20 protein-coding genes are annotated in these 25,691 nt (G+C 74.7%); 10 read left to right on the top strand and 10 right to left on the bottom strand.

Features of this window, described 5'->3' with window-relative positions; all coding sequences use genetic code 11:
• The first annotated feature begins 253 nt into the window (after positions 1-253).
• Positions 254-1,369, top strand: coding sequence for a glycoside hydrolase family 183 protein (locus ABT006_RS19495; protein WP_350708188.1), 1,116 nt, complete (start codon positions 254-256; stop codon positions 1,367-1,369).
• A 142-nt stretch (positions 1,370-1,511) separates the two neighbouring features.
• Here the strand turns inward: ABT006_RS19495 and ABT006_RS19490 are convergent, their stop codons facing one another.
• The 3 genes from ABT006_RS19490 to ABT006_RS19480 form a co-directional block, all read right to left on the bottom strand.
• A complete protein-coding gene (locus ABT006_RS19490) occupies positions 1,512-1,784 on the bottom strand; it encodes a cation:proton antiporter regulatory subunit (protein ID WP_350708186.1) in 273 nt (90 codons plus the stop codon).
• 138 nt (positions 1,785-1,922) lie between these two features.
• Entirely contained in the window at positions 1,923-2,693 is a 771-nt protein-coding gene (locus ABT006_RS19485) for a rod shape-determining protein (RefSeq protein ID WP_350708184.1), read from the bottom strand.
• A gap of 156 nt (positions 2,694-2,849) precedes the next feature.
• Positions 2,850-3,056 carry a hypothetical protein gene (locus ABT006_RS19480; RefSeq protein WP_350708182.1) on the bottom strand — a complete coding sequence of 69 codons (207 nt, stop codon included), beginning with the start codon at positions 3,054-3,056 and terminating at the stop codon, positions 2,850-2,852.
• 118 nt (positions 3,057-3,174) lie between these two features.
• Here ABT006_RS19480 and ABT006_RS19475 point away from each other — a divergent pair, with 118 nt between their 5' ends.
• On the top strand, positions 3,175-4,074 hold the full coding sequence (locus ABT006_RS19475) for a bifunctional helix-turn-helix transcriptional regulator/GNAT family N-acetyltransferase (protein ID WP_350708181.1): 900 nt from the start codon (positions 3,175-3,177) through the stop codon (positions 4,072-4,074).
• A gap of 386 nt (positions 4,075-4,460) precedes the next feature.
• Here ABT006_RS19475 and ABT006_RS19470 read toward each other — a convergent pair whose 3' ends face one another.
• A complete protein-coding gene (locus ABT006_RS19470; protein ID WP_350708179.1) occupies positions 4,461-6,935 on the bottom strand; it encodes a low temperature requirement protein A in 2,475 nt (824 codons plus the stop codon).
• A gap of 393 nt (positions 6,936-7,328) precedes the next feature.
• Here ABT006_RS19470 and ABT006_RS19465 point away from each other — a divergent pair, with 393 nt between their 5' ends.
• Entirely contained in the window at positions 7,329-8,519 is a 1,191-nt protein-coding gene (locus tag ABT006_RS19465) for a hypothetical protein (RefSeq protein WP_350708178.1), read from the top strand.
• 146 nt (positions 8,520-8,665) lie between these two features.
• On the opposite strand, the gene ABT006_RS19460 is transcribed toward ABT006_RS19465, so the two are convergent.
• The 3 genes from ABT006_RS19460 to ABT006_RS19450 all read right to left on the bottom strand — a co-directional run bounded on the left by ABT006_RS19460 (position 8,666) and on the right by ABT006_RS19450 (position 12,205).
• Positions 8,666-9,025 (bottom strand): hypothetical protein, encoded by a 360-nt coding sequence (locus ABT006_RS19460; protein WP_350708176.1) that lies wholly within the window; start codon positions 9,023-9,025, stop codon positions 8,666-8,668.
• A 96-nt stretch (positions 9,026-9,121) separates the two neighbouring features.
• Positions 9,122-9,706: a TetR/AcrR family transcriptional regulator gene (locus ABT006_RS19455; RefSeq protein WP_350708174.1), complete on the bottom strand. Its 585-nt coding sequence runs from the start codon at positions 9,704-9,706 to the stop codon at positions 9,122-9,124.
• Positions 9,707-9,718: 12 nt separating this feature from the next.
• Entirely contained in the window at positions 9,719-12,205 is a 2,487-nt protein-coding gene (locus ABT006_RS19450; protein ID WP_350708172.1) for a PEP/pyruvate-binding domain-containing protein, read from the bottom strand.
• A gap of 131 nt (positions 12,206-12,336) precedes the next feature.
• Between ABT006_RS19450 and ABT006_RS19445 the strand changes: the two genes are divergently transcribed.
• From ABT006_RS19445 to ABT006_RS19415, 7 genes are all read left to right on the top strand, one after another.
• The gene (locus ABT006_RS19445) at positions 12,337-13,914 is read left to right on the top strand and encodes an ABC transporter substrate-binding protein (RefSeq protein WP_350708170.1); all 1,578 of its coding nucleotides are present in this window, start codon (positions 12,337-12,339) and stop codon (positions 13,912-13,914) included.
• Complete coding sequence (locus ABT006_RS19440) at positions 13,911-14,855, top strand: ABC transporter permease (protein WP_350708168.1); 945 nt, start codon at positions 13,911-13,913, stop codon at positions 14,853-14,855. The genes ABT006_RS19445 and ABT006_RS19440 overlap by 4 nt, the downstream gene beginning before the upstream one ends.
• The gene (locus ABT006_RS19435) at positions 14,852-17,365 is read left to right on the top strand and encodes an ABC transporter ATP-binding protein/permease (protein ID WP_350708167.1); all 2,514 of its coding nucleotides are present in this window, start codon (positions 14,852-14,854) and stop codon (positions 17,363-17,365) included. Before ABT006_RS19440 ends, ABT006_RS19435 begins: the two co-directional genes overlap by 4 nt.
• A gap of 10 nt (positions 17,366-17,375) precedes the next feature.
• The gene (locus ABT006_RS19430) at positions 17,376-17,942 is read left to right on the top strand and encodes a GNAT family N-acetyltransferase (RefSeq protein WP_350708165.1); all 567 of its coding nucleotides are present in this window, start codon (positions 17,376-17,378) and stop codon (positions 17,940-17,942) included.
• A 102-nt stretch (positions 17,943-18,044) separates the two neighbouring features.
• Positions 18,045-18,458, top strand: coding sequence for an RlpA-like double-psi beta-barrel domain-containing protein (locus tag ABT006_RS19425; protein WP_350708163.1), 414 nt, complete (start codon positions 18,045-18,047; stop codon positions 18,456-18,458).
• A gap of 13 nt (positions 18,459-18,471) precedes the next feature.
• Positions 18,472-19,068 (top strand): cell wall protein, encoded by a 597-nt coding sequence (locus tag ABT006_RS19420; protein ID WP_350685971.1) that lies wholly within the window; start codon positions 18,472-18,474, stop codon positions 19,066-19,068.
• 74 nt (positions 19,069-19,142) lie between these two features.
• Positions 19,143-20,009 carry a MauE/DoxX family redox-associated membrane protein gene (locus ABT006_RS19415; protein WP_350708161.1) on the top strand — a complete coding sequence of 289 codons (867 nt, stop codon included), beginning with the start codon at positions 19,143-19,145 and terminating at the stop codon, positions 20,007-20,009.
• A gap of 132 nt (positions 20,010-20,141) precedes the next feature.
• Here ABT006_RS19415 and ABT006_RS19410 read toward each other — a convergent pair whose 3' ends face one another.
• The 3 genes from ABT006_RS19410 to ABT006_RS19400 form a co-directional block, all read right to left on the bottom strand.
• Positions 20,142-21,281, bottom strand: a complete 1,140-nt coding sequence (locus ABT006_RS19410) for a CaiB/BaiF CoA transferase family protein (RefSeq protein ID WP_350708159.1) — start codon at positions 21,279-21,281, stop codon at positions 20,142-20,144.
• Between the two features lie 202 nt (positions 21,282-21,483).
• Positions 21,484-21,999: a GNAT family N-acetyltransferase gene (locus ABT006_RS19405; RefSeq protein ID WP_350708157.1), complete on the bottom strand. Its 516-nt coding sequence runs from the start codon at positions 21,997-21,999 to the stop codon at positions 21,484-21,486.
• Positions 22,000-22,243: 244 nt separating this feature from the next.
• The gene (locus ABT006_RS19400; RefSeq protein WP_350708155.1) at positions 22,244-25,633 is read right to left on the bottom strand and encodes a DUF3892 domain-containing protein; all 3,390 of its coding nucleotides are present in this window, start codon (positions 25,631-25,633) and stop codon (positions 22,244-22,246) included.
• Positions 25,634-25,691 lie beyond the last annotated feature (58 nt).

Below are 25,691 nucleotides of genomic sequence, written 5' to 3'. Positions count from 1 at the left end.
GGGCGATCGGGGCTCCGATGGCCGCGAGTCTGGAGAAGCGCGGTGACGCCTGTCAATGGGTTGACGAAAGTTTCCGGCAGGGTGTCACTAGCGCCCCGCAAACATCCTTCGGCGGTGGAGCACGCTTGACTCCGCCGGACGGTGGCCGTAACTTCCAGCCTTGCATCGATAAGAGTCGCTTGATCGGACTGGCGTCCGCTCCGGCGCCGCAGTTCTCCGCCCTGCCCGCCGCACGCTCGCGACAAGGACGGTCATGACGATCAACCGCCGCTCACTGCTCGGAAAGGTCGCCGTGGTCGGCGCGGCCGCCGCGGTCGCACCGACCCTGGCCCCCGGCGCGGCCCAGGCCGCCTACTGGAAGAAGCGCCTCACCGGCGCCGACCTGGACACCAACCACCGGTGGCAGGTCGCCGGCACCGACCTCGGCATACCGTACGTGCTGGAGAACGGCTCCATCGGCTACCTGTTCGGCGACACCTTCAACACGCCGTGGCCGGAGGGCCCACCACTGCCCAACGACTGGCGCTCACCGGTGATGCTGCGCTCCTACGTCCATCCCGGGGCGAGCGGTGGGATCGTCTTCGACAGCGCCGCCCGGGTCGCCGGCAACGGGCGGGCTCCCGAGCTGATGCACAACGGCCACAACGGTGTCGGTATCGACGGCCTCTGGGAGGTGACCGTCATCCCCAACGACGGCATCAGCTTCCCCGAGACGGGCCGCCAGCTCATCTCGTACATGAGCATCGAGAACTGGAACTCCGCCGGGCCCGCCGGGCCGCACTGGAAGTCGCGCTACGCGGGGCTGGCCTACAGCGACAACGGCAACGACTTCGTCCGTACGCCGCTGAAGTGGTGGAACGACGGCGCCAACACGGATCCCTTCCAGATGTGGACGATGCAGCGCGACGGAGACTGGGTGTACGTCTTCTCGGTGCGCTCGGGCCGGCAGGACGGCCCGATGATGCTGCGCCGCGTCCGTTGGGACCGGCTCTTCTATCCCGAGTCCTACGAGGGCTGGGGCTGGAACGGCAGCAGTTGGGGCTGGGGCCGCCCGTGCACGCCGATCCTCACCGGCCGGTTCGGCGAGCCGTCGGTGCGGCGGCTCGCCGACGGCACCTGGGTGATGTCCTATCTCAACTGCGCCACCGGCTGCATCGTCACCCGCACGTCGGGCGGGCCGGACCAGGTCTGGACGGCGGAGAAGGTCCAGGTCACGCCGTGGCAGGAGCCCGGGCTCTACGGCGGGTTCATCCACCCGTGGTCCAGCCGCCGGGCCAACGACCTGCACCTGATGGTGTCGAAGTGGACCAGGACGCCCGACAACCGGAGCACCGCGTACCACGTCAGTCAGTTCGTCGCGTCGGCGTGAGCCCGCCGGACGGAGGCGGGCGCGCACCGGTCGTCACGCCGGCCGACCTCGTCGACGTTCCCGCCGCGCCACCCGAGCCGTGGCGCGGCGGGAACCTCGTCGCAGGCTGCGCGGTGAGCGGGATCCGCGCGCCGGCGGGCACTCACCGCGGCTCGGCGGGCTGCCGGTCGGAATCGTCGGGCGCGGTGATGGTGACGTCGAAGACGTCGAGGAGGCCGAGCAGGCCCGCGAGGGCGACGGCTTCGTCGCGTTTGAGGATGATGCTGCGGGTGGCGTCGGGGTCGTCGCCGTCGTGGTAGACCAGCTCACGCCGGCCGCCGGCGTAGTGGGTCACCACCCCGACGCGGCATCCGGCGTCGGTGGTGAACATGCGGCGAAAACCGATGCCGGGCAGCGGTGTCAGTTCGACGTCCATCGGAACTCCAGGTGGTGAGGGAACCGCAGCGGTGGGCGCGGTGCGGTGACGGCCGGACGAGGGCACGTCCGGCTGCGGCGGCGGCAACGGCGGACACGGCGCAGCCGTCGGCTCGCCGTGCGGGGACCGTCGCCCGGGTCAGCCGGTGAGCAGCAGGCGCAGGCCGGCGAGCGTGGCCAGGTGCGGGTCCGGGGGCATCGTGACGGTGCGGCCGGTCAGGGCGGCCAGCCGGGCCGCGAGCCCCGGATGCGCCGCCCCGCCACCGGTGATCAGCAGTCGGCGTCGCCCCGGGCCGGCCGGGCGGGCGCCGACGCGGCGCACGGCGGCCGCGATGAACGGCACCTGGTCGACGGCGTTGGGCACGTCGACGTGCTCGGCGGCGGCGACCGCGCGGTCGGCGATGCGGGCGATCTCGGTGCGGCCGTGGCCGATGTCGACGGCGACGACGTCGTCGCGGTCCAGGTCGGCCTGGCAGGCCAGGGCGGCCGCCAACGGCTCCTCCACGGTGGCGACGCGCCCGCCGAGCGCCCGGCGGACCACCGCGACCAGGAGGTTCTTCTGCTGCAACGTGGCGGTGGCCGGCACGCCGACGACGACCGGTGAGACGTCGTCGCCCGGCCGCCCGGCGGCCGCCGCCACCACCCGCAACAGGTGTACGCAGGCGAAGAAGTCCTCCACCACGCCGTGCCGCACCGGCCACAGCAGCTTCGCGCCGCTGGTGGCGCGCAGGTCCATTGCGGCGCGCCCGACGGCATGACCGCCGGAGGGTATCCGCGCGACGACGGCGGGTTCGGTGACGACCTCCCCGTGCACCGGGGTCCACACACGCACCGCCGACGTGCCGAGGTCGAGGGCGACGGGATGCCGTACGCCGAGGCGGGCGTACACGCCGGGAGCCAGCATGCTCATCGTCCCCGTGCCGGAGTGTGCGCGGCGGCGCACGTCATCGGTCGGGGCGGTCCGTCACCGACGGACAGGAAGCGGGGGCGCGTGTCGTGACGCAGGGTCGGCATGGTGCTCCAAGCCACGGGCCGGCGCCGTAGGGCGCCGGGAGGCGAACAGGCTTCAGACGGCGAACGTCAGCCCGGGCGGAGCACGGTCCGCCGACCACGCCGGCACGCACCCCGGGACGGCCCGCCGCGTGCACCGGAACACGATGCACAGCCCGACGGCCCGCGCCGCCGACAGCACCATGACCAGCACGGCCAGCATCAGCAGCGCCGGCAGCGAGACGCGCTTGCCGACGCGGCGGAGACCGTGCCGATCCTGCATGGCCGACACCATAGCCGGGCGACCGGCCGCTCGGCCACGGCGTTGGACCGGGCGCACCCGGCCACCGGGCTCCGCAAGCCCTGGCGCCCAGATGGGTAGCTGACTAAAGTCAGGCTTTATGACCTCGGATCAGCTCGTCGCCGCGGTGCGGCGGTTCAACCGGACGGTGACCCAGCGGGTGGGCGCCCTCGACGATGCCTACATGGCGCGCGGGCGTCCCCTCGCGCAGGCGCGGGTGCTGTGGGAGATCGGTCCCGGTGGCAGCGAGGTCGCGGCGCTCAGGGCCCGGCTCGGGCTGGACTCGGGTCACCTCAGCCGGCTCCTGCGGGCCTTGGAGCACGACGGGCTGGTCACCGTCGGGCCGTCCGACCAGGTCGGGGGCGACGGGCGGGTCCGGGTCGCCACGTTGACCGACGCCGGCCGGGCGGAGTGGTCCGAACTCGACAGGCGCTCCGACGAGTTCGCCTCGTCGATCCTCTCGCCGCTGTCCGCGCGGCGCCGGGAGCGGCTCGTCGCGGCGATGGCCGAGGTCGAGCGGCTGCTCGTCGCGTCGATGGTGGTCATCGCGCCCTGCCCGCCCGGCGACCCGCGGGCCCGGGCGTGCACGCGGGCCTACGCCCGGGAGGTCGCCCGACGCTTCGACGACGGGTTCGATCCGAGCCGGAGCAACCCGGTGCACGACGAGGACCTCGTCCCGCCGGCCGGCCTGTTCCTGCTCGCCACCCTCAACGGCGAGGCCGTCGGGTGCGGCGCGGTCAAGCTCCACCACGACGCGCCCGCCGAGATCAAGCGGGTCTGGGTGGCGGACACCGTACGCGGGCTCGGGGTCGGGCGGCGGATGCTCGGCGAGCTGGAACGGCACGCCGCCGCACGGGGCTGGACCGCCGTCCGGCTGGACACCAACCGCAACCTCACCGAGGCGATCGCGATGTACCGCGCGGCCGGCTACCGGGAGATCGAGCCCTACAACACCGAGCACTACGCGCACCACTGGTTCGAGAAGCGCCTGACGCCGTGACGTGTCGACCGCCGCCCCGCCGTCCGCCCGGCGAGCCCCGGGCGGGCGGGTGGCCGGGCGGCGGGGCGGAACGACGCCAGCAGGGGCGACGGGAATGGCGAATCAATTGACGCCGGCCCTCATTCGCACATTCTGCCCCGACCGTCATGGGCCGGGGCGCCATTCCGGGCAGTTTCTCCGTGTGGCCCACCGCCATTGCCGTGTGACGAGGACGACGGTGGGGAATTGCCGTTTCCGACGTACCGCATGACGGGGCTCGCATTTCTTCCGGGTCGGCTCAGCGGGCGCGGACCCAATGCAGAGCGTCGACGCGGGTGGTCACGACGCGACGGTTTCCGGCCGCGCCGGCCTCGGCGGTCGGCGGTCGGCGGGCAGGCGGCGCCCGGTCAGGGCCGGTGCGGTTCGGACGATTCCGGGACCAGCGGGTCGTGCGCGGCGTGCCGCAGTTGGCGGGTGCTGACGGCCTCGGCGAGCGCGAACGCGCTCAGGGCGCCGGCGAGGATCGCCAGACCCGCCAGCCGGGACACCGTGGTGGTCACCGCCGTCAGCCCGACCAGCGCCACGATCGCAACGAGCCGGAGGCCACGGACCCGGTGCTGGATGCGCCACCAGAAGGCCTGGTCGGCGAGGAGGAAGAGGATCACCCCGCCGTAGAGGGTGAGGTGGGACATGTCCCACCACCCGACGGGTCCGGCGACCCGCTCGACCTCCGCCACCGTCTTGCGCAGCCCGAGCGCGACCAGCACGACCCCGGCGATCATCGGCAGGTGCGAGTACGTGTACGCCTCGAGTGCGAGGCGGCTGCGCCGGCCGTCGTGCAGGCTCTGCACGCCTCGCTGCCCCGCGGTGGCGTCGACGTCGAAGTACGCCCACCAGAGCGTCGCGACCACCACCAGGCTCAGCACGGCGGCGACGACCACGGGCACGGAGACCGCGCGGTTGCTCACCGACGCGCCGGTCGAGACGATCGCGCCGCCGAGCGCGACGAGGATGATCAGGCCGAACCGGTCGGCCCAGTGTTCGGCGGAGCGCACCGGCCAGTGCCGGGCGTTGAGCAGGTAGCCGCTGCCCAGGTCGACGACGACGGCCGCCGCCCACAGGGCGACACGGACGGGCTGGAACGCCTGCGGGTCGTCCGACGGCGGCGGCACGGAGGCGGCGGCGTAGAGCAGCGCGAGCGCCACGGCGGCCGACACCGCGAGCCGCACCAACTGGCCGCGGAACAGCCGGTCCTTCCGGGCGACCGTCCAGAACGCGACGAAGTTCAGGGCGCGCACGAGGCCGTAACACGTCGCGAAGACCAGCGGTCCCGGCAGACCGCCGGGCAGGTTGATGAAGACCACGGGCACGGCGATGGCGATCACCAGGACGCTCGCCGCGGCGCCGAGGAGCAGGAGCCGGGCGATGGCGTTCTCCGTGCGGAACGAGCTGCCGAGCCAGGCGTAGCTGCACCACGCCCACCAGAGCAGCACGAGCACCGCCAGCCCCTGGAGCAGCCCGCGTCCGCCGGGTTGCGCGGTCATCAGCTCGGTGACCTGGATGAAGGCGTAGACGAAGACCAGGTCGAGGAAGAGTTCCTTGGGCGTGACCCCGGTGGAGCGCTCGCTGACCGGCTCGATCGCCCGGTGCAGTGCCCGGTGCCGCATCCGGAAGACGGTGCGGTCGAGCAGGACCAGGCTGGCGACTGCGGCGGCGAGCAGCCCCAGCTGGGCGACCACCGGCGCCCGCGCCGCCACCGGGGCGAGCGCCAGCACCAGGACGAGGCCGACGAGCGGCCCGCGGCCCCAGATACCGATCGTCCGGCGCTCGAAGGCGATCAGGGCGAGCAGGTACAGCGCCACCCCTCCGTACAGGGCGAAGAGGCCGAGCGCCGGCTCCGACCGCACCGACTGGAACGCCACGTTGTTGAACGTGTGCTTGAGCCCGAGCGAGAGCAGGATCAGCCCGACGATCATCGGCAGGTGCAGGAACGTGTACGCGTCCCGGGCGAGCCGCGAGCGGGCGACACCGGTGGCCTGTTCCAGCGCGTCCTCAGCGGAGAACCTGGCGATGTCGAAGTACGTCCACCAGAGCACGCCCACCAGCAGCATGCTGAGCACGGCGCCCCCGACCACCCCCCAGGTGACCGGGCTGGCCCAGCCGACACCCTGGCCCGTGCCGGCCGAGATGATGATCTCGCCGAACGCCACCAGGACGATCAGATGGAACCGCTCGGTCCAGTGCTTGACGGACTGGACGTGCCACCAGCTCACGCCGATGATCGTTATTCCGAGGTACTCGACGAGGAAGGCGGCCAGCAGCAGCGCGAAGCGGGTCCACTCCCGGGCTTCGCCGTCGGCACCGAACGTGCCGATGGGCAGGAGGCCCGCGGCCAGCAGCAACGGCGCGGCGGCGAGCAGGGGCAGCCAGACACGCGGGTACGTGCGACGGGCGGCGGGATCCCGCCAGACGGCGACGGTGGCCACCAGCAGCGCGCCGGACCGGACGACCAGGTAGCAGACCACGACGACCAGCGGCCCGTGCAGGCCGCCCGGCTTGTCGGAGAACGTTTCGTTGAGGGTCACCCCCACGACCAGGATCAGCGCCGCCAGGCCGAAGATGACCACCGGCATGACGCCCCGGTCCACCCGGACGACGTTGCCGAGCCAGGCGTACGACAGCCAGCAGGTCCACAGCAGGACCAGCAGCACCACGCCGTGCAGCAGGCTCGTGACGGTCAGGTCGGCCGCGACCGTGCTGGACACGGTGATGAGGGCGAAGACGAAGATCAGGTCGAGGAAGAGCTCCAGCCGGCTGACCGCGCTGGACTCCCCGACCAGCTGGATCCGGCCGGCCGCCACCGTCGGCCCCTTCTCGGTCACGCCCCCACTCTGCCAAGGGCCGGCGGGGTGGACAGCGGATCCGGGAAGCGGGCCCGGGGGCCGTCGTCGCCCGGCCGGCCCACCCGGGTTTTGCAGTCGTCCACCGAAATCGTCGCGGGCGAGCCGTCGGCCGCCGCCGCATTGGCGGCGGCTCACGGCGGAGTCAAGAAGACGAAAGTCACGCTTTCTCGAATTTCCCCGCGGCCCGTCCTTTTGTAGGCTCTGTGGGCCGGTTTCCCGGCCCGTTCGGCACGTGATTTCCGACGCCGAGGCACTACCCGCCACCCGTCTCCGCCCATTTCGAAGGGGCGGCGCCGTCGGCTGCGGTGACGCGTGTCCGGGCGTGCCTGGGCGCCGGCAGCCCATCGACGACACGACACGGGAGCACGACACATGCAGGGGACAACCGCAGCACGCCGCCGGGCGACGCCGGCCCGACGGCGCCTTCTCACCGCACTGCTCGCCGCCACGGTGAGCGTCGTCGCGGCGGCGCCCCCCGCCCGGGCCGCGGACAGCGGCTACGTGTCGGCGACCTCGGTGGAGGCCCTCGGCGGCAACCTGTCCACGGTCAGCCCCACGGTGCAGACCACCTATCCCGGCGACCCGCTGCGCCCCGCCGACTACCTCAAGCCCATGGGCCCGCTGGGCCACTACGGGCTGATCGGCCCCTGGGGGCCGCTCGGCGTCGCCGGTCCGATCGGCGTCGAGCCGTGGCACCCGTCAAGCTGGATCACCGGGACGGCCTGGGACGACTGGGCCGGCATGCTCGGCTGGTACGGCGGGCCGATGAGCGAGTGGGGCCCGCTCGGCCCCGACGGCCCGCTGTCCCCGGAGGCGTACCACGAGACGCTGCCCAGCCTCGGTGACTTCAGCAAGCAGGTCCAGGCCGGCGGCGTGTGGGGCGTGCTGGGCCCCGTCGGGCCGCTCGGCCCGCTCGGCCCGTTGGGTCCGCTCGGCCCGGCCGGCGCGCACGGGCTCGGACGCACGGCCGACGGCGCGTACGTCACCAGCGGCGGCGCGGTGCGCCGTACCGCGACCGTGCCGTACGGGACCGCCACCCGCAGCTACGAGCTGTACGAGCACTACCGCGACGAGTACGCTCGCGGTCTCGGCTACGGCAACGACACCTCGTTCATGGTGGAGCGCAGCACGCTGTCGCCCGGCAGTTCCGTCGACTACCGGTTCACCTCCCAGCACACCCAGTGGGTCACCGTCAACGTCGTCCCGAACTGGATGCGCTACGACCTCGCCACCCTGTCGGGGTACGTGACCAGCGCCGCGAACAACCAGCTGGACTACCCGAGCGGCGCGGCGCGTGGCACGGCACTCGTCGACGACTTCGACCTGCGGCTGACCGACGACACGGGGCGGGTGCTCGCCGTGTCGAACTCCGTCGAGCTGGCCGACACGATCCAGGTCAAGGTTGCCGCCGGCACGCGGCTGACCCTGCGGGTCACCCACCACCAGCGTGGCTCCTACCTCGGCTACCACGACGGCTACCGGCTCTTCGTCACCGGCTCCACGCCGCACATCGCCGGCACCGACATCACCGGCGCCCACCAGCGCCCGGTCGGGACGGTGTGATCCCGCCCGGAGGCCGTCCCGCCTGATGCGCGGGCCGCACCCGGTGGCGCCGTCGGTCCGTCCGGCGCGCCACCGGGTACATCCGGCGCCCTGAGCGGCGGCTCTCGGCCCGGGCCTAAGGCGGCTGCGGCCCGGGCCGACGAGCGTCAGCCGGCGCAGTTGTAGTTCTGCACCGGCTGGGTCAGCTTCTCCTGGCTGCCGAACTTCGCGTAGACCCGCAGGTAACACGGCAGGTCGACGTCGCCGTAGTAGCTCTGGACCTTGTTGTCGTAGTACGTGGTGCCGCTCTGCGCGACCTGCCAGCCACCCGCGTCGCCCGACTGGATCTCCCAGTAGACGTCGCCCGAACAGCCCTGCAGCCCCTGGGACCACGCGATCATGTTGGCGCCGTTGTAGATCTCGGACTGCACGAGGGTGCAGCTCGCCGCCTGCGCCGGGGCGGCGCCGGCCAACAACCCCACGGTCAGCAGGGCCCCCGCTCCGACCGCTGACATCAGCTTGCGCATGACCAGTCTCCTCCACGATGGACGGTAGGTGGTCCACAGGAGGGTAGTCGCTCTGGAGATAAGTTCCAAGAGGATCATCGATGGAGACGAAAACTTTTATCGAGACGTCCCGCCGCCAGCGAACACGAGGTCGAGGTGGGCGTCCAGCGCGGCGAGCGCCTGCTCGGCGGTGTAGTGGCCGCCGAGCAGGTGGACACCCAGCCCCTCCATCAGCGCCAGCACGCCGGCCGCGTATTCGTCCCGCCGGGGACCCGGGATGAGACCGGCGACGAAGGCGCGCAGCTGGTCGGTGTCCTCGCGCATGCCGGCGGCGACGTCCGGCCGCACCGCCGCGTACGCGAGGAACGCCAGGGCGACCCGCCCGTCGGCGAGCGACTCCTCGGACAGCGGGAGCAGCGCGGCGACCATCGTGCGGAGCAGCAGCCGGGGGGCCGGATCCTCGCCGAGCCGGGCGATCGCGTCGGTCACCCGGGCCTGGCTGCGCTCCCGCACGACGGTCATGGCGAAGGCCATCATCTCGTCCTTGGTGCGGAAATAGTGCTGGACCATGCCGGCCGAGACGCCGGCCTCGGCCGCCACGTGACGCAGGCTCACGGCCTCCACACCCTGACGGGCGGCCACGCGCATCAGGGCGGCCGCGATCAGCGTGCGCCGTTCGTGGCGGTCGACCTTCTTCGGCATGGCCTCATGCTGTCACGACGCGCACGCCTCGCCGATCACCGACGGCTCCACGGCCCCTGGGGCGGGATGCAGGGTCACCGTGCCCGCGGCGGCGTCCACCGTGACGAGTTGGCCGGTCCGGATCCTGCGGGTGGCGTCGGGGACGCAGATGACGGCGGGGATGCCGTACTCCCGGGCGACCGTCGGGCCGTGCGCCATCACCGCCCCCGTCTCGGTGACCAGCGCGGCGGCGGTGAGGAACAGGGGCGTCCAGCCGGGGTCGGTGGTGGCAGCGACCAGCACGTCGCCGGGTTCGACGTGGGCGGTGGCCGGGTCGTGGACCACCCGGGCCGGGCCGGTCGCCCGGCCGGCCGCCGCGCCCACCCCCCGCAGGGCGCCGTCCGGGGCCGGCGGCGGCGCGAGGACGGCCTCGACGTCGGTGCCGTCGGAGAGCAGGGCCACCGGCACCGCCTGGCGGCGCAGTTCCCGCCGGTACGTCGCGCGGCGCGCGGCGACCGTCGAGCGGTGGTCGGCGCCGTCGTGCACGGCCGCGTGCGTCTCGTCGAGGGTGAGGAACATGATGTCGTCGGGCCGCCCCAGCAGCCCCCGCTCCGCCAGCTCGGCGCCGACGAGCAGCAGTTGGCGGCGCATCTCCCGTAGGCGGTAGAGGCCGGCGAACTTGCCGGCCTCCCGCAGGCCGGCCAGCATCCGTGCCCGGCGCAGGAGGAATCCGGCGATCCGGCCGCGGACCGGTCGGCGCCGGCGCGCCCGGGCGACGAGGTCCGCGCACGCCGCCTCGGCGGCCTCGGCGGCGCGGGCGAAGCGCCGGTCCGGGGCCTGCTCCGGGTCGGTGACGCGCAGGTAGTTGGCGATCATCGCGAAGACCGGGGTCGGGTCCTCGTCCCAGCGCGGCACCCCGAGGTCGACCTCGGCGGCGGCGCGGTGGCCGTAGCGGTCCAGGAACGCCGCCAGGCCGATGTCGGGCAGCGCTCCCCGGACGTACGCCGTGGCCAGGTCGTGCGGCGGGGTGGTGAGCAGCAGGTGGCGGTGCGCGGTGGCCTGCTGGCTCAGCCGCCACAACGCCAGGTCCATCTCGATGGTGACGTTGTGCGGCATGCCGCCCAGCACCGTGTCGATCTCGCCGGGGCCGGCCACGCCCCGCAGCAGCGAGGCCGGCAGCGTGGCGGCGAGCATCCCGGCGACGATCGGCCAGACGATGTCGTCGGGGCTGGCCGACGGGTCCTCGTCGCGCACGTACCGCAGCCGGTCGACGGCGGTGTCCAGCCCGGCGGGCGCGGCCGAGCCGACCCGGAGACGTTCGACCTCCCGGAACAGCCGGGCCCGGGCGGCCTCCGGGCGGGCCAGCGCCCGCACGACCCCGGTCGCCGCGCGGGCGGCGGTCCGCAGCGCCGGGCCGGTGGCCGTACGCCCCGGACCGGAAGCTGGCAGCGGCGCGAAGCGCGGGTCGGCGAGCACGTGCTCCATCACCGCCTGGGCCCGCGGCCCGAAGTCCACCGCCATCAGCTTGACCAGCCGTTTGCGGGTCGACGGGTGCCGCGCAAGGTCGGTCAGGTCGCCGTACAGGCGCCCGCCGATGTCGGTGATCTCCACGGTCAGGCCGAACGACGCCAGCATCGCCGCCACCAGCGACTTCAGGGTGGACATGCCCATCGGGGTGGCGGGTTGCCGCATACCCTGCACGTGGCCGAACTCCAGGTAGACCCGGGGAGCCGGCCGCCCGGTCTCCGGCGGCAGCGGGAACAGCGTGGTGATCGGCCGCGACTGGAGCAGCCAGAGCACGCCCTGCCGGTCGTAGGCCCACTCGACGTCCTGCGGGCAGCCGAACCGGTCCTGGAGGCGGCGACCCGAGTCCCGCAGCTCGTCCAGCCGCTCGGCCGTGAGCAGGCCGGCGCCGGCCGGGGGCGAGCCGTCGAGGATGTACCGCTCCACGGTGGCGCTGCCGTCCACGACGGCCGTGCCGAGCCCCTCGGCCGCCTCCACCATCATCTCGGTGCGGCAGCCGGTGAGCGGGTTGGCGGTGAACAGCACCCCCGCGGTCACCGGGTCGACCATGCGCTGCACCAGGACGGCCATCCGCGCCGACGCGTGGTCGATCCCGTGGGCGTCGCGGTAGGCGACGGCGCGGGGGTCGTGCAGCGAGCGCTGACATCCCTCGATCGCCGTCAGGAGATCGGCGATCCCGCTGACGGCGAGGAAGGTGTCCTGCTGCCCGGCGAAGCTGGCGTCCGGGAGGTCCTCCGCGGTCGCGCTGGAGCGCACCGCCACCGGTCCCCCGCCGAGCCGCTCGTACGCCTGCGCGACCTCGGCCCGCGGCACCACGCCCCGCTCGTGGGCGGCGGTGGTGACGCAGAAGCCGTCCGGCACCCGCTCGCCCGATCGCGCCAGCTCCGCCAGCCGGGCGGCCTTGCCGCCCACCAGCTCGGTCATGTCCCCGGTCACCTCGGACAACGCGATCACCCGCATACCGGCCCCCTTTTTACAATACGCCTGCATTGCCATCACCGTACGTCGTTCGCAATGCAGGTGCAATGCCATACCTCCGGCGACCCTCCCGGCAGGATGCAAATGGAAACCGTTATCGTTTCAGCGAGCTCGTACGCCACTCCCCTCCCTCCGGAAGGACCGCCAACATGGCCCTCTCGCCCACCGCCACGCCGAGGCTGACCCGCCGCGGTCTGCTCGGCGCCGCCGCCCTCTCCGCCGCCGCGTCAACCGGTGTCGCGCTGACCGGCTGCGGCGTCCACACCGGCCCGTCCGCCGCCCCGGCCGGCCGGCCCCGGCGCGGCGGACGGCTGCGGGCGGCGTTCGCCGGCGGCGGCGCCAACGAGACCCTCGACCCCCACCTGGCGAACCTGTTCAACGAGGCGTCGCGGGCCAAGGCCATGTTCGACAAGCTCGCCGACTACGGCCCCGACGTCTCCATCCGGCCCCGCCTCGCCGAAGGCTGGGAACCCAGCGCCGACCTCACCCGGTGGCGGATCACCCTGCGCCAGGCCACCTTCCACGACGGCCGGCCGGTACGCGCCGCCGACGTCCTGTACAGCTACGCACGCATCACCGACCCGAAGCGGGCCTTCCGCGCCAGGGCGAGCCTGGACATGATCGACCTGGCCGCGAGCAGGGCGGTCGGCGACCGCGTCGTGGAACTGGTCCTCAAGCGACCCTTCGCCGAGTTCCCCAACGCCCTCGCGGCCTTCGGCGCCTACATCGTCCCCGAGGGCACGGAGACCTTCGACCGTCCCGTCGGTTCCGGTCCGTTCACGTTCGACACCTGGCGGCCGGGCCGGTCGCTGCTGCTGCGGCGCTACGCCGACCACTGGGACGGCGCGGCCCACCTCGACGAGCTGGAGTACCTGACCAGCAACGAGGAGTCCGCCCGGGTCAACGCCCTGCTCGCCGGCCAGGTGGACTACGCGCACGACGTCACCCCGACCACCGCCCGCACGTACGCCGGCGACCGCCGGATGACCGTCACGCGGATGCCGAACAGCACCATGCAGTCCTTCGCGATGAAGGTGGACCGGCCCCCGTTCGACGACCGCGACCTGCGCGAGGCCATGTTCCTGCTGACCGACCGGCGGCAGCTCGTCGACACCGTGCTCGCCGGCGCCGGGCAGATCGGCAACGACCTGTTCGGCAAGGGCTACCAGTACTACGCCGACGACATCGCCCAGCGCTCCCACGACCTCGACCGGGCCCGGTTCCTCGTCGACCGGGCCGGTGCCCGCGGCCTGCGGATCCCGCTCGACACCGCGCCGGTGGCCAGCGGCTTCGTCGAGGCCGCCAGCGTCTTCGCCGAGCAGGCCAGGAAGGCCGGCCTCGTCGTCGAACCGAGGATCGGCGACAAGGACACCTACTGGAGGGACATCCTCGGCTCGGGCGTGCTGGCGTCGTACCGCTCCGGCGCCATGCCCATCGAGACGCACATCTCCCAGCGGCTGCTCACCCGCTCCACCACCAACGCCACCAGGTGGGCCCGGCCCGACTTCGACGCCCGCTACGCCAGGGCCGTCTCCAGCGCCGACGAGCAGGCCCGGCGGCAGGCGTACGGCGACATGCAGCGCATGCTGCACGCCGAGGGCGGCTTCCTGATCTGGGGCTTCGCCGACTTCCTCGTCGCCACCAGCCCACGGGTCGGCGGCGTCTCGGCCGACGCCCCCGCCAACACCCTCGACTGGGCCCGCTTCGACAAGGTCTGGCTGGGGTGAGCCTGCCCCGCTACGCCGCCCGGCGGCTGCTGCTCGGCGTCGGGCAGGTCGCCGGCGTCGCCACCGTCGTCTTCGTGCTCACCGAGGCGCTGCCCGGTGACGCCGCCGTGGTGATCGCCGGTGACCAGCCCGATCCGGCCCGCATCGCCCTGATCCGCGCGCACCTGCACCTGGACCAGCCGGCCTGGCAGCGCTACCTCGACTGGCTGACCGGCCTCCTCCGGGGCGACCTCGGCGTCTCGCTGGTCTCCCAGCGGCCGGTCGCCGAGCGGCTCGCCGACAGCGCCGGCGCCACCGTGCTGCTGGCGGCCCTCACCCTGACGGTGCTGGTGCCGCTGGCCGTGGGCGTCGGCATGCTCGCCGCCCGGCGCGAAGGGGGCCGGCTCGACCGGGCGCTGTCCGCCGGGTCCGTCGCCCTGTACGCCGTGCCGGAGTTCGCCCTGGCGATCCTGCTCGTCGCCGGGTTCGGCGTACAGCTCGGCTGGTTGCCGCCCACGGCGTTCGGCGCCGACCTGTCGGCGCGGCCGGCAGTCCTCGTCCTTCCCCTGCTCGTCCTGCTGGCCCGGCCCGTCTGCACGATCAGCCGGCTCACCCGGGCCGGCATGGTGGACGCGCTGCGCGCCGACCACGTCGGGCACGCCCGGCGTCTCGGCATCACCGGCGGTCGGCTCTGGCTGCGCCACGCGCTGCCCCACGCCCTGGCCCCGGTGGCCCAGCAGCTCGCCCGTACCACCGACTGGCTGCTCGGCGGCGTCATCGTCGTCGAGGCGGTGTTCGTGGTACCCGGTCTCGGCACCGCCCTCGTCGACGCCGTCTCCACCCGGGACGTCCCCACGGTCCAGGCGCTGTGCGTGCTCGTCGCCGTCACCGCCGTGGCCGTGAACCTGACCGCCGACCTGGTGGCGTTCCGGCTCGCGCCGCGTACCGGAGCCGTCCGGTGAGGCCCCCGCTGCGTACGCTCGGCGCGAGCCTGCTGCTCGGCGTGCCGCTCGGCCTCGCCGTGCTCGGCCCCGCCCTGACCGGCGACGCCACGTCCCGCGGTCTGCCGTTCGCCCCCGACGGGCCGCTCGGCACCGACTTCGTCGGCCGGGACGTCCTACACCAGGTGCTGCTCGGTGGCCGGTCCGTGGTCCTGGTGGCCGTCGCCGCCACCCTGCTGGCCTACCTCGTCGGGGTCCCCGTCGGCCTGCTCGCCGCGACGACCCGCCGCCGGTGGGTCGACGAGATCCTCATGCGCCCGCTGGACCTGGTCCTCGCCGTGCCGTCCCTGCTGCTGCTGATCCTGGTGGCCGCCGTCGCACGGCCCGGGCCGGCCACCCTCGTCGGCGTCGTGGCGCTCATCGCCCTTCCCGAGATCGCCCGGGTCACCCGGGCCGCCGCCCTGCCGCTCGCCCACGGACCGGCGATGGAGGCGATGCGCCTGCACCGGGAGACGTGGTGGCGCCGGGCCGGCGGATACGTGGGGCGCGGCGTCCGCCGGCTCCTGCTCGCCGACGCCGGGGTCCGGTTCGTCGGCGCGGTCTACCTGGTCGCCACGGCCAGCTTCCTCGGCGTCGGCGTCGCCCCCGACGCCGCGGACTGGGCCGTGATGGTCGACCGCAACCGCACCGGGCTGTTCCTGCAACCGTGGGCCGTCGTCGTACCGGCCGCGCTGGTCGTCGCCCTGGCGGTGGGCGTCAACCTGGTCGCCGACCAGGTGCTGGCCGCCCGCGCCGACCCGGGGACGCCGCCCGGGGACGCGGGGCCGCCCGCCCGGGGCGCCCGCCCGCCCCGCCGGGACCGCCGCCCCGGCCCGCAGGCTCCCGAAGCGGATCGGCGACCACCGCCCGGCGGGCCGCTCCTGCGGGTGCGGCGGCTGACCGCCACGGCCGGGCAGCGGCGGCTCGTCGACGGGGTGTCCTTCGACCTCGCCGCCGGGGAGATCCTCGCCATCGTCGGCGCGTCGGGCAGCGGCAAGACCACCACCGGCCGGGCGTTGCTCGGCGAAACCACGCCGGGCGTCCGCCTCACCGGCGGGATCGCGCTGGCGGGCTCGGCCGCCGCCGCCGGCGCGCCGCCCCCGGCCGGCACCGTCGGGTACGTCCCCCAGCAGCCCGCCGTGGCGCTCCACCCCCTCCGCCGCGTCGGCGCCGTGCTCGGCGAGATCGCCCGGCGCCACCCGCCCGGCCGGACCCGCCGCGCCCGGCGACAGGCGGTGGCCGAGGTGCTCGACCGGATGGCCCTGCCCACCGACCGCCGGTTCCTACGGCGTTTCCCCCACCAGCTCTCCGGCGGGCAGCAACAGCGGCTGGTCATCGCCCACGCCCTGCTCTCGCGGGCGGTCCTCCTCGTCGCCGACGAACCCACCACCGGGCAGGACGCGCTCACCCGCCGCGACGTCGCCCGCGAACTGACGGCGCTCGCCCGCCACGGCATGGCAGTGGTCCTGCTGAGCCACGACCTGCCCCTCGTCCGCGCCGTCGCGGACCGGGTCCTGGTGCTGCGCCACGGGACGGCCGTCGCGCAGGGCCCGACGGCCGAGGTCCTGGCCGCGCGGGACCACCACGACCGGAAAAGGGCACCCGTCCCGCCGACCCGGGGCCCGGCCGCCGACAGCCGCCGGGCCGGCTCGACCCGCTGCTCGCCCGGCCGGGACGTCCCGCCGCTGCTCGCCGTCGCCGGCCTCGTGGCCACCCACCGCCACGGGGGTCGCCGGCGCACCGTCCTCCGCGACGTCGGCGCGACGGCCGCCGCCGGGGAGTGCCTCGCCGTGGTCGGCCGGTCCGGCAGCGGCAAGACCACGCTGGCGCGCTGCGTCGCCGGGCTGCACCCGCCCACCGGCGGCCGGGTCGCGCTCGCCGGCCGACGCCTCGACCCGCACCTCGACCGGCGGGACCGGCGCGACCTCGCGGCCGTCCAGTACGTGTTCCAGGACGCCCGGGCGAGCTTCGACGCGTACCGCCCGGTCCTCGACCAGGTCGCCCGCGCCGCCCGGCGCCTGCGGGACGCCACCGACGCCGAGGCCCGGCGCACCGCCCTGCGCCTGCTCGACCAGGTGGGCCTCGCCGAACACACCGTGGCCGGCACGCCCGACCGGCTCTCCGGCGGGGAGTTGCACCGCGCGGCGCTGGCCCGCGCCCTCGCCGGCGAGCCCCGCGTGCTGATCTGCGACGAGATCACCGCCGGCCTGGACGGCGACGCCCGGGAGCGCGTCCTCGCGCTGCTGGACGACCTGCGTCGACGCCGCGACCTGGCGCTGGTCGTGATCAGTCACGACCGCGACGTCGTGGCCCGCCTCGCCGACCGGATCGTCGTGCTCGACGGCGGACGCGTCGTCGAGCAGGGACGGGCCGAGGCCCTGCTCGGCGCGGCCCGGCATCCGCTGACCCGCGCGCTGCTGCCCGCCGCCCCGGAGCGTCGGGAACGGGACGACGAGGAGCGGCGGGCGGATCCGACGGCGGCGACACGATGAGGGAGAGACCATGCGGCAGTACCGACACGGCATGGGCGCGTACGAGGTGCGGATGGCCGACGGCCGGCACCTCGACGGGGCCCGCAGCGTCATGCTCGACACGTTCTACCGGGAGTTCGGGCACGGCTACCGTGCCGACTGGCACCACGACGTCATCGACCTGGCCGGCACCTACCTGACGCCGCAACCGCACGCCCTGTTCGTCGCGACCCGGGGCGACGAGGTCGTCGGCACCACGGCGGTCCGCGCCGCGGCGCCGAAGAGTCCACCGCACCCGCGCTCCCTCGCGGAGCGCTTTCCGGAGGAGTCCACCGCGCAGCTCTTCCGGGTCTACGTCCGGCCCGAGCACCGCCGCCGGGGGCTCGCCCGCGCCCTCGTCGGTCTCGCCGTCGACTTCGTCGGCCGGCAACCCGGCTACCGGGACCTGTACCTGCACACCGACACCCGTATCGACGGCGCCGAACGGTTCTGGCGGGCGGTGGCCGAGCCGGTGCACGACGCGCGCGACGGCCGGACCGACACCCACCAGACCGTCCACTTCCGGATCCCGCTGGCCGGCCGCCGACGATGGACGTAGGAATCCTTCCGGCCATCCATTGACTTCGATGATTTATGCCACAACAATCACCTTTCATATCGATGAACTTCGCTGTTGATCGGATCTGGAGGGGAGGTACCCGTGGTTGCTCTGAGAGGCGAGGTGTCGTGGTTCTGCTGCGGCAACGCCTGGGGTCCCTGCGGCTCGGCCGGTGGTGGTGCCTGCGGCACCTGTTCGTCCGGCAACTACCAGCACGCCTGGCCGAACACCTCGGACGCGTGCCTGGCCATCACCCGCCCGCACGTGTGCGGAATCAGCGGGATGAGCCGCCGCGGCTGCGGCTTCCGGCACTACACCACCAACCTCTGCAACGGTGCCCGGGTCGGCACCGCCATCGCCGACTGCGGCCCGCAGACCGACCTGTTCTGCGGCGAGCGCACCTGCTGCGGCTCGGCCTGCGGCAGCAACCGGATCATCGACCTGACGCCCGCGGCGTACAGCGCGATCGCCAGTCTCTCCACCGGGCTGCGGCCCTGCTCGGTCGACAGCGTCTGAACGGGAGGACCCCATGGACCAGACCCTGAGGCGCCGCCGGCTGCTCGCCACCGCCGCGCTCGGCGGCGTGGTCGGCGCCACCGGGCTCGGCTCGCTCGCCCCCGAGGCGGCGTTCGCCGCCGACGCCGCGACCGTCGAACCCGGCACGCCGGACCCGAACTTCGCCGAGGGCCGGATCAGCACGATCTCCGGCAACATGCTGCTGGTCACCGGCTCGGACACCGTGCTCCACTCGATCCGGATCACCGACGGCACGAGCATCTGGAAGCTGCACCCGACCACGTTCGACCGGGTCGCCGTCGGCGACGGGCTCTACGCCCGCGGCGTCCGCCTGCCCGACGGCACGCTCGCCGCGGACGCCGTGTGGGTCAACATCGTCAACCTGCACGGGCACATCGCGGCGGTCGGCCGCAACGTGCTGCACCTCGACCACAAGGGCCGTCGGATCGTCGCGCACGTCGTGCCGGACCGGTCCGCCGCCGTCTACAACGGCACCCCGGCCGTCAGCGACATGTCCCTGCTGCGGGTCGGCCGGCACGTTCAGGTGCTCGGCGCCTGGCACCCGGACACCAACGAGATCGACATCGCCACCGTCTACGCCGCCGCCTGACGGCGCGGCCTCCGGGCGGTCCGCGGCCGCGGACCGCCCGGAGGCCGCCCGTCGGACCAGCCGATGGAGAACACATGATCGACATGATCGCGGCGCTGCAACCACTGGTCGTCGGTGCGGTGCTGATCTGGTCCGCCCGCGTGAAGCTCTTCAGCCGGCACGCCGCCGCGGCGGCCGGCCGGTCGGCGCTCGCCCGTCTGCTCGGGCAACACCGGGCGCTGCCCGCGTACCGGCTGCTCGGCGGTGTCGAGCTGGCCCTCGGCGCGCTGCTCCTGCTGCCGCCCGCGCTGCCTCTGGAGGCGGTCGGCGCGACCGTCCTGACGGCCGGGTTCCTCGCCTACCTGACGTACGCCCGGCGCGCCGCCCCCACCTCCTCCTGCGGGTGCCTGAGCGCCCGGCCGACCCCGGTCTCCGGCCGCGGCCTGGTCCGGGCCGGGCTGCTGCTGGCGGCGGCCGGCCTGGCGGGGCTGGCCGACGGCGGCTGGGCGGGCGCACTCGCCGGGCGGCCGGTGGCCGGCGGCGCCGTGCTGGTCGCCGAACTGGCGGCGGTGGTGGCGCTCTCGCCGGAGCTGGACGCGGCCTGGCTGCTGCCGCTGCGCCGGCTGCGCGCCCGGCTGACCCATCCGCTGCGCGGCGGCACCGGCGTACCGCTGCTGGCCACCGTGCAGCAGCTCCAGCTCAGCGACGCCTACCGGCGGGTGGCCCCGCTGCTCCGCTCGGACGTGCGGGAACACTGGGACGACGGCGACTGGCGCTTCGTCGGGCACGCCGCGCGCTACCGGGGCCGCCCGGCGACCGCGGTGTTCGCCGTGCCGCTGGCCGACCGGGAGCCCGACGCCGTGCGGGTCGCCGTGGTCGACGACGCCACCGGGCACACGCTGCTCAGCCTGGCCGCCGCGCCGCCGCCCGCCGGCCCCCGGCTCTCCGTCGCGCCGGTCTGACGCCCCCCGTCACCCGCCGGCGACCGGCGTCAGGGCTGGAACCCGGTGCCCCATGCCGGGTTCGGTGAGCAGGTGGCGTGGACGGGCCGGGTCGTCCTCCACCGTGCGGCGCGGTTGGGCCTGACCGGCCACTCAGTCGGCGGTCAGCCAGGCGCGGATCTCGTCGCCGTGCTCGTCGAGGCGGGGCGGGGGCAGGTCGTACCGGGGCGGCGTGGCGGAGAAGCCGATCGGGTTGCGGACGCCCGGCACCCCGCCGACGGTGGCCACCGGGTCGAGCCCGAGGTCCCGGGCCAGGGCGACGCCGCCGTCGACCGTGTTGATCGGGGCGCACGGCACGCCCGCCGCGCGCAGGTCCCGGAACCACTCGTCGCGGGTGCGCCGGACCAGCCGCTCTACCAGCAGCGGGCGCAGGACGTCGCGGTTCGCGGTCCGGTCGGGGTTGCGCCGGAACCGGGGGTCGTCGGGCAGCCCGGGCAGGCCGAGCACCTCGCACAGCTTCCGGAACTGGCCGTCGTTGCCGGCGATGACGACGAGGTCGCCGTCGGCGGCCGGCAGCGGCTCGTACGGGAACAGGCTCGGGTGGGCGTTGCCCATCCGGAACGGCGCGGCGCCGCCGGCGACGTGGCCGCTGGTGTGGTTGACCAGGCCGGACAGCGCCGAGGAGAGCAGGTTCACCTCGACGTGCTGGCCGACGCCGGTGTGGGCGCGGTGGTGCAGGGCGGCGAGGATGCCGAGGGCCGCGTGCAGACCCGCCATCACGTCGAACACGGCGACACCGGCCTTGTACGGCGGGCCGTCCGGCTCGCCGGTGAGGCTCATCAGGCCCGACGCCGCCTGGACCATGAGGTCGTAGCCGGGCAGGTCCGCTCCCGCGCTGGTGCCGAAGCCGCTGATCGAGGCGTAGACGATCCGTTCGTTGTCGGCGGCGACGCCGTCGTAGTCGAGGCCGAAGCGCTTCAGCCCGCCGGGGCGGAAGTTCTGGATCATGACGTCGGCCCGCCGGACGAGTCGCCGGGCGACGTCGAGGTCGTCGGGGTCGGCGAGGTCGAGAACCACCGAGCGTTTGTTGCGGTTGACGCCGAGGTAGTAGGTGGACGTCCCCTCCCGGACCGGCGGCATCCAGGCGCGGGTGTCGTCCCCGCCGGGCCCCTCCACCTTGACCACCTCGGCGCCGAGGTCGGCGAGCAGCATGGTCGCGTACGGCCCGGCCAGGATCCGCGAGAAGTCCGCGACGAGGATGCCGCTCAGCGGCCCGGCCTGCTGCTCCGCCATCGCCCCTCCCCTTACCCCGCTGCCGCCGCGGGCGCGCGCCGTCGGGTCGTTGCGCCGTCCGCACCCGACGGTCCCGGATGGAAGGACAACGATGGCACAGCCGGCGCGCCGGGCGTCGTCCGCCCCGAGGGATCCACGCCGGACGGGCCGGCGCGACGAACGCCCGCATCGCGTCGCGGGGTCGTCGCGCCGGCCCACCGGGTCACCGCCGGTGGTGGTCCGGTCTCGTGATCCGGTACCGGGCCAGGTTCCCCTCGGTGGCCCATCGATGGAAGCCCGCCTTCTCCAGCACCCGGACGGATGACGGGTTCGACAGCTCCACGTCGGCGGTCACGGCGTGGACCGCCGACGCGGTGAGGGCGAACTCCGCCAGGGCGCGGGTGGCCTCGGGGGCGTAGCCCCGGCCGCGGCGGGACGGCACGACGCCGTATCCGATTTCGAGGATGCCCTCGCTGGGTGGCCAGAACAGGCCTATCGAGCCCACCGTCAGGCCGCTGTCGCGCTCGACGATCAGGCGGTGGCCGTACGCGCCCAGCCAGGCGGGGTGCTGGTCGAAGAGGCCCGCGACGACGCGGTCGCCGTCGGCGGGGAAGTCGTCCGCCCAGTGCGCGGACCTGGTGTCGCCGAGGACCGCGGTGGCCTCGGCGGTGGTCCAGGGCCGGAGCACCAGGCGGTCGGTGGTCAGGTCGGTCCGGGATGATGAGGAAGAGGAAGACACGTGTCACTCCTGGTCGTGGGAACGACCCGGACCGCGCGCTACCGTCGCGCGGGCCGGACAAGGGCATGCTGATGAAGGCCGACGGCGGCCATATTCATCAACCTCCCTGTCCCGTCATCACGCGCCTCTCGCGCTGACGCGACGTTAGCAGCCCGCCGGCCGGCAGGCAGCCGCCCCTTCGCGCCGGCGGGGTCGCGGCGCGACCCGCGCGCCGCGCGCCGCTCGCCCCGCCGGCGTCAGCGCCTCACCGGACGTGCTGGCACTCCGGCAGGCTGTCCAGGTTGTTCGGCGACGCGTCGTCGGCGACGGTACGCAGGTAGGGCCGGCCGCGCTTGGGCCGGACCACCCGGATGGCCGTACGTTCCGTGCCGGGCTCCTGCACGAAGAACGCGAACCGGCCGCTGCCCATCAGCTCGATCGCCTCCGGCACCGGGATGAGGAAGTGACTGCCGTCGCCGTTGTGCCCGCCCAGGGCGACGGTCGTGCCACTCGAGGTGCGCACGCAGCTCACCCGCACCGGCACGGCCGTGTCGTGGTACTCGGTGTCGGCGACCAGCGCCACCTGCAACCAGCCCTCGCTGGCCGTCGACGGCTCGTTCGGCAGCAACGCGTCCGGGGTGCTCGGCACCACCACGTCCGTCCGCCACGTGCCCGGCTCGGCGCGCCGGTGCCAGTGCCACGAGCCGCGTACGTCCTGCGGCAGCGGCAGGCGGGTCGTCTCCAGGTCGTGCAGGACCGGGCCGTAGCGCAGGGCGGGCGACAGCCGGGACAGTGCCGAGGACGTCCACTCCCGCAGCAGCCCCACCGACTTCTGCGGCACCAGCCCCGCGGTGACGTGCACGTCGGAGCCGGGCACCATCAGCAGGGTCAGCGGCACCGGCACCCCCGGGTTGACCGTGAACACCCCGGAGGTGTCCACGTACGGCGAGGTGATCGGGTCCGCGCCCGGCAGCGCGGCCGCCCCGCTGGCGTCGGGCAGCCCCGGCGCGAGCAGTGCCACCGCCGGGTCCACGATGTGCAGCCGGTCCATGTCGTCACCGACGCAGTACGCCAGCAGCCCGTCCTGCGCCCGTGACAGCGTGCCCAGCCGCACCGGGACGCCGGTGCGCGCGTTCTCCGGGGGCTGCCGCGGATCCTCCACCTCCACCTTCAGGTACGCCCGCACCACCGCGACCGGCCGGCCGAGCAGCAGCGCCAGGTGCTCGTCGCCGGCCCGGCCGGTCACGTCCACCGTCCACCGGGTGGTGTCCAGCACCCGCAGCAGCGACTCCAGGGCGCTCTGCGCGCCGCCGGCCGGATGGCCGCCCGCCCGGGCGGTGGCCAGCGCGTGGTCGGCGGCCAGCATGCGGTCGGCGAACCGGGCCAGCAGCGGGTTCGGCAGGAACCGGCTCGGCGGCGCGCCCAGCGTCGCCGGGCGGCCCGGATCCTCCTCCCACGCGGTCACCGTCTCCGGGTCGGGGCGCAGCCGCCCGTAGCCGTTGCCCTTGTCGTCGAAGAACTCCAGCGTGCGGTCCACCGACGACGGCACCAGGTAGCCGCACACCGGGCTGACGCCCGCGTCCGCGTCGCGCGGCGCGCCGAGCGCGTCGGCGAAGCGCAGCAGCACCCGGGCCGGGGCGGTGAAGCGCGGCCGCAGGGCGGCCAGGTCCGGATGGCCCGGCACGGCGAGCGTCACCCCGTGCGTCACCGGCGCGGGCGTCGCCACGTCCGGGCCGAGCACCTCCAGGAACCGGCCGTAGCCGTCGACCAGGCGGGCCCGGTCCAGCCGCAGGAACCCGGCCCGCAGGGCCACGAAGTCCGCGGCGCGGGGGGTCTGTGGCGGCTGTGCGGCGTCGGTGGCGTTCGGGGCGTCCACCACCAGGCCGGTGGCGTCGCGGCGCAACTGCTCGGCGATCCCGACGAGTTCGCCGGAGAGCAGGTCGCGTTCGGCGTCCTGCGGGTCGACCGTGCCGTCGAGCAGCGCCGCCGCCGACGCCGACAGCATCACCCGCCCGCGCAGCGTACGGCCCGTCTCCGGCGCCGGCTCGGTCACGGCGGGCGGCAGGTCGTGGTCGACCTCGCCCAGCGGCCAGTCGTGCGCACCGCGCGGCGTCGGCAGGTAGGTGGCCGACCACTCCAGCAGCAGCGGGTTCCACGGCCGGCTCGGCGGGGTCACCCCGACCGGGCTGGGCAACTGCCCGTCGACCACGGCGCCCGTCGGCGGTCGCGTCGGGTCCCCCACGCCCGGGTCGAACGTCGCCCACCACGCCGCCCGCGCGGCGGCCAGCGGCGACGGCTGGGTGTCGGTGGCCAGCGCCAGGTCGGGGGCGGATCCCGGGTCGATGCTGGCCAGCTCGACGAGCAGGTCCGTGGCCACCGCCGGCACGCCGTACTGCGGCAGCAGCCCGGCCAGCGGGGTGGGCGGCAGCACCGCCGCGCCGGGACCGGCGTCGCCGCCGGCCACGCCGAAGCCGCGTACGGTCTGCCCGTCCACCCGGCACAGCAGGTTGCCCAGCTCGGAGTAGCGGCCGTCGGCGCCGTGCTTCGGGCTGCGTCCGCCACCGGCCACCACCAGCGCCGGCTCCAACGCGTGCCAGACCCGCGGCCGGGTCCGTTCCACCTGCACGAACGACCCGCCGCCGGAGCCGGCCGCCGGCTGCCAGATGTACTCGTTGCCCGCCGCCGCCGGGGCCGAGCCGAACCGGCTCTGGTGCAGCGAGGCGTCCAGCCGGGCGGGCCCGTCGGCGCTGGTCACGTCGGACAGCGCGCCCTGCAGCAGCGCCTCGACCATGCGGGCCGCGTCGGCGGGGTCGTCCGGTTCGGCGGCGAGCGCCGCGAGGGCCTCGGCGAGGGTCTCCCCCAGCGCCACCGCCACCGCGTCCGGCGCGGGACGGTAGTCGGTCTCCCGACCGAGCAGCCCGCCGTCGCCGGGCCAGTTCGGCTGCGGCCAGCCGATGGACACCGCCGCCGCGTGGTAGACCGACCGGTCCGGCACCGGCTGGTCGTCGCGGCGCGGCGGGTGGACCTCCCAGCCGAGGTCCTCCATCCGCTCGGTGTACGCCGTCTCCCCGGCCACGTGCAGCGGGTCGCGGACGGGGTCGGTGTACCAGCCGAGCACCAGGTACGCCACCGGCCCGGTCACCCCGGCCAGCTCGTCGTGCAGGGCGAACCGGTGGGTCACGTTGTCGTAGTAGCCGGCCCAGCCGAGGTCGCCGTGGCCGAGCGCGGTCAGCGGAGACCTCGGCGCGGCGCCGGGGGCCGGCAGGGTCGGACCGGTCAACGCCCGGTCCACCCGGACGGGTTCGACCGCGCCCGCGTACGGCAGCAGCCACGCCTCCACCGCCCGGGGACCGGGCGTCGCCGGGCCGGAGATCCGCACGACCAGCCACCGGTCGGGCACCGGCGGGAACGTGGTCGCGCCGGTGTCGTCGGCGACGCCGCGGGTCAGCCCGTCGGGCAGCCCCCAGTGCAGGTGCGCGCCGGGCGGCCGGGCGGTCTGCCGCGCGCTGAACGGTTCGGGCAGCACGTCCTGCTGCACCCGGCCGCTGGCCGGCGGGGTGGGCCGGGTCAGCGCCGTACGCGCCCAGTCGGAGGCGGCGCCGGGCTCCCGCACGACCAGGACGTCGAGCGCGACCGGGACGAGGACAGTTGTCACGACAAGGGGCTCCCTCTGTTCGGGGCGGGCCTGTGACCGCGGTCGGGCCCGGCGGTGG

The sequence above is a fragment of the Micromonospora sp. NPDC002717 genome (assembly GCF_040295705.1).
Classification (GTDB): Bacteria; Actinomycetota; Actinomycetes; order Mycobacteriales; family Micromonosporaceae; genus Micromonospora.
The sequence above is the reverse complement of the archived record's forward strand: the minus strand, read 5'-3'. Positions and strand labels throughout refer to the sequence as shown.

Excerpts from the sequence above, each read along its gene's own strand:
- ABT006_RS19495 (WP_350708188.1), top strand. The coding sequence starts at position 254 with ATGACGATCAACCGCCGCTCACTGCTCGGAAAGGTCGCCGTGGTCGGC.
- ABT006_RS19490 (WP_350708186.1), bottom strand. The coding sequence starts at position 1,784 with ATGGACGTCGAACTGACACCGCTGCCCGGCATCGGTTTTCGCCGCATG.
- ABT006_RS19485 (WP_350708184.1), bottom strand. The coding sequence starts at position 2,693 with ATGAGCATGCTGGCTCCCGGCGTGTACGCCCGCCTCGGCGTACGGCAT.
- ABT006_RS19480 (WP_350708182.1), bottom strand. The coding sequence starts at position 3,056 with ATGCAGGATCGGCACGGTCTCCGCCGCGTCGGCAAGCGCGTCTCGCTG.
- ABT006_RS19475 (WP_350708181.1), top strand. The coding sequence starts at position 3,175 with ATGACCTCGGATCAGCTCGTCGCCGCGGTGCGGCGGTTCAACCGGACG.
- ABT006_RS19465 (WP_350708178.1), top strand. The coding sequence starts at position 7,329 with ATGCAGGGGACAACCGCAGCACGCCGCCGGGCGACGCCGGCCCGACGG.
- ABT006_RS19460 (WP_350708176.1), bottom strand. The coding sequence starts at position 9,025 with ATGCGCAAGCTGATGTCAGCGGTCGGAGCGGGGGCCCTGCTGACCGTG.
- ABT006_RS19455 (WP_350708174.1), bottom strand. The coding sequence starts at position 9,706 with ATGCCGAAGAAGGTCGACCGCCACGAACGGCGCACGCTGATCGCGGCC.
- ABT006_RS19450 (WP_350708172.1), bottom strand. The coding sequence starts at position 12,205 with ATGGCAATGCAGGCGTATTGTAAAAAGGGGGCCGGTATGCGGGTGATC.
- ABT006_RS19445 (WP_350708170.1), top strand. The coding sequence starts at position 12,337 with ATGGCCCTCTCGCCCACCGCCACGCCGAGGCTGACCCGCCGCGGTCTG.
- ABT006_RS19430 (WP_350708165.1), top strand. The coding sequence starts at position 17,376 with ATGCGGCAGTACCGACACGGCATGGGCGCGTACGAGGTGCGGATGGCC.
- ABT006_RS19420 (WP_350685971.1), top strand. The coding sequence starts at position 18,472 with ATGGACCAGACCCTGAGGCGCCGCCGGCTGCTCGCCACCGCCGCGCTC.
- ABT006_RS19415 (WP_350708161.1), top strand. The coding sequence starts at position 19,143 with ATGATCGACATGATCGCGGCGCTGCAACCACTGGTCGTCGGTGCGGTG.
- ABT006_RS19410 (WP_350708159.1), bottom strand. The coding sequence starts at position 21,281 with ATGGCGGAGCAGCAGGCCGGGCCGCTGAGCGGCATCCTCGTCGCGGAC.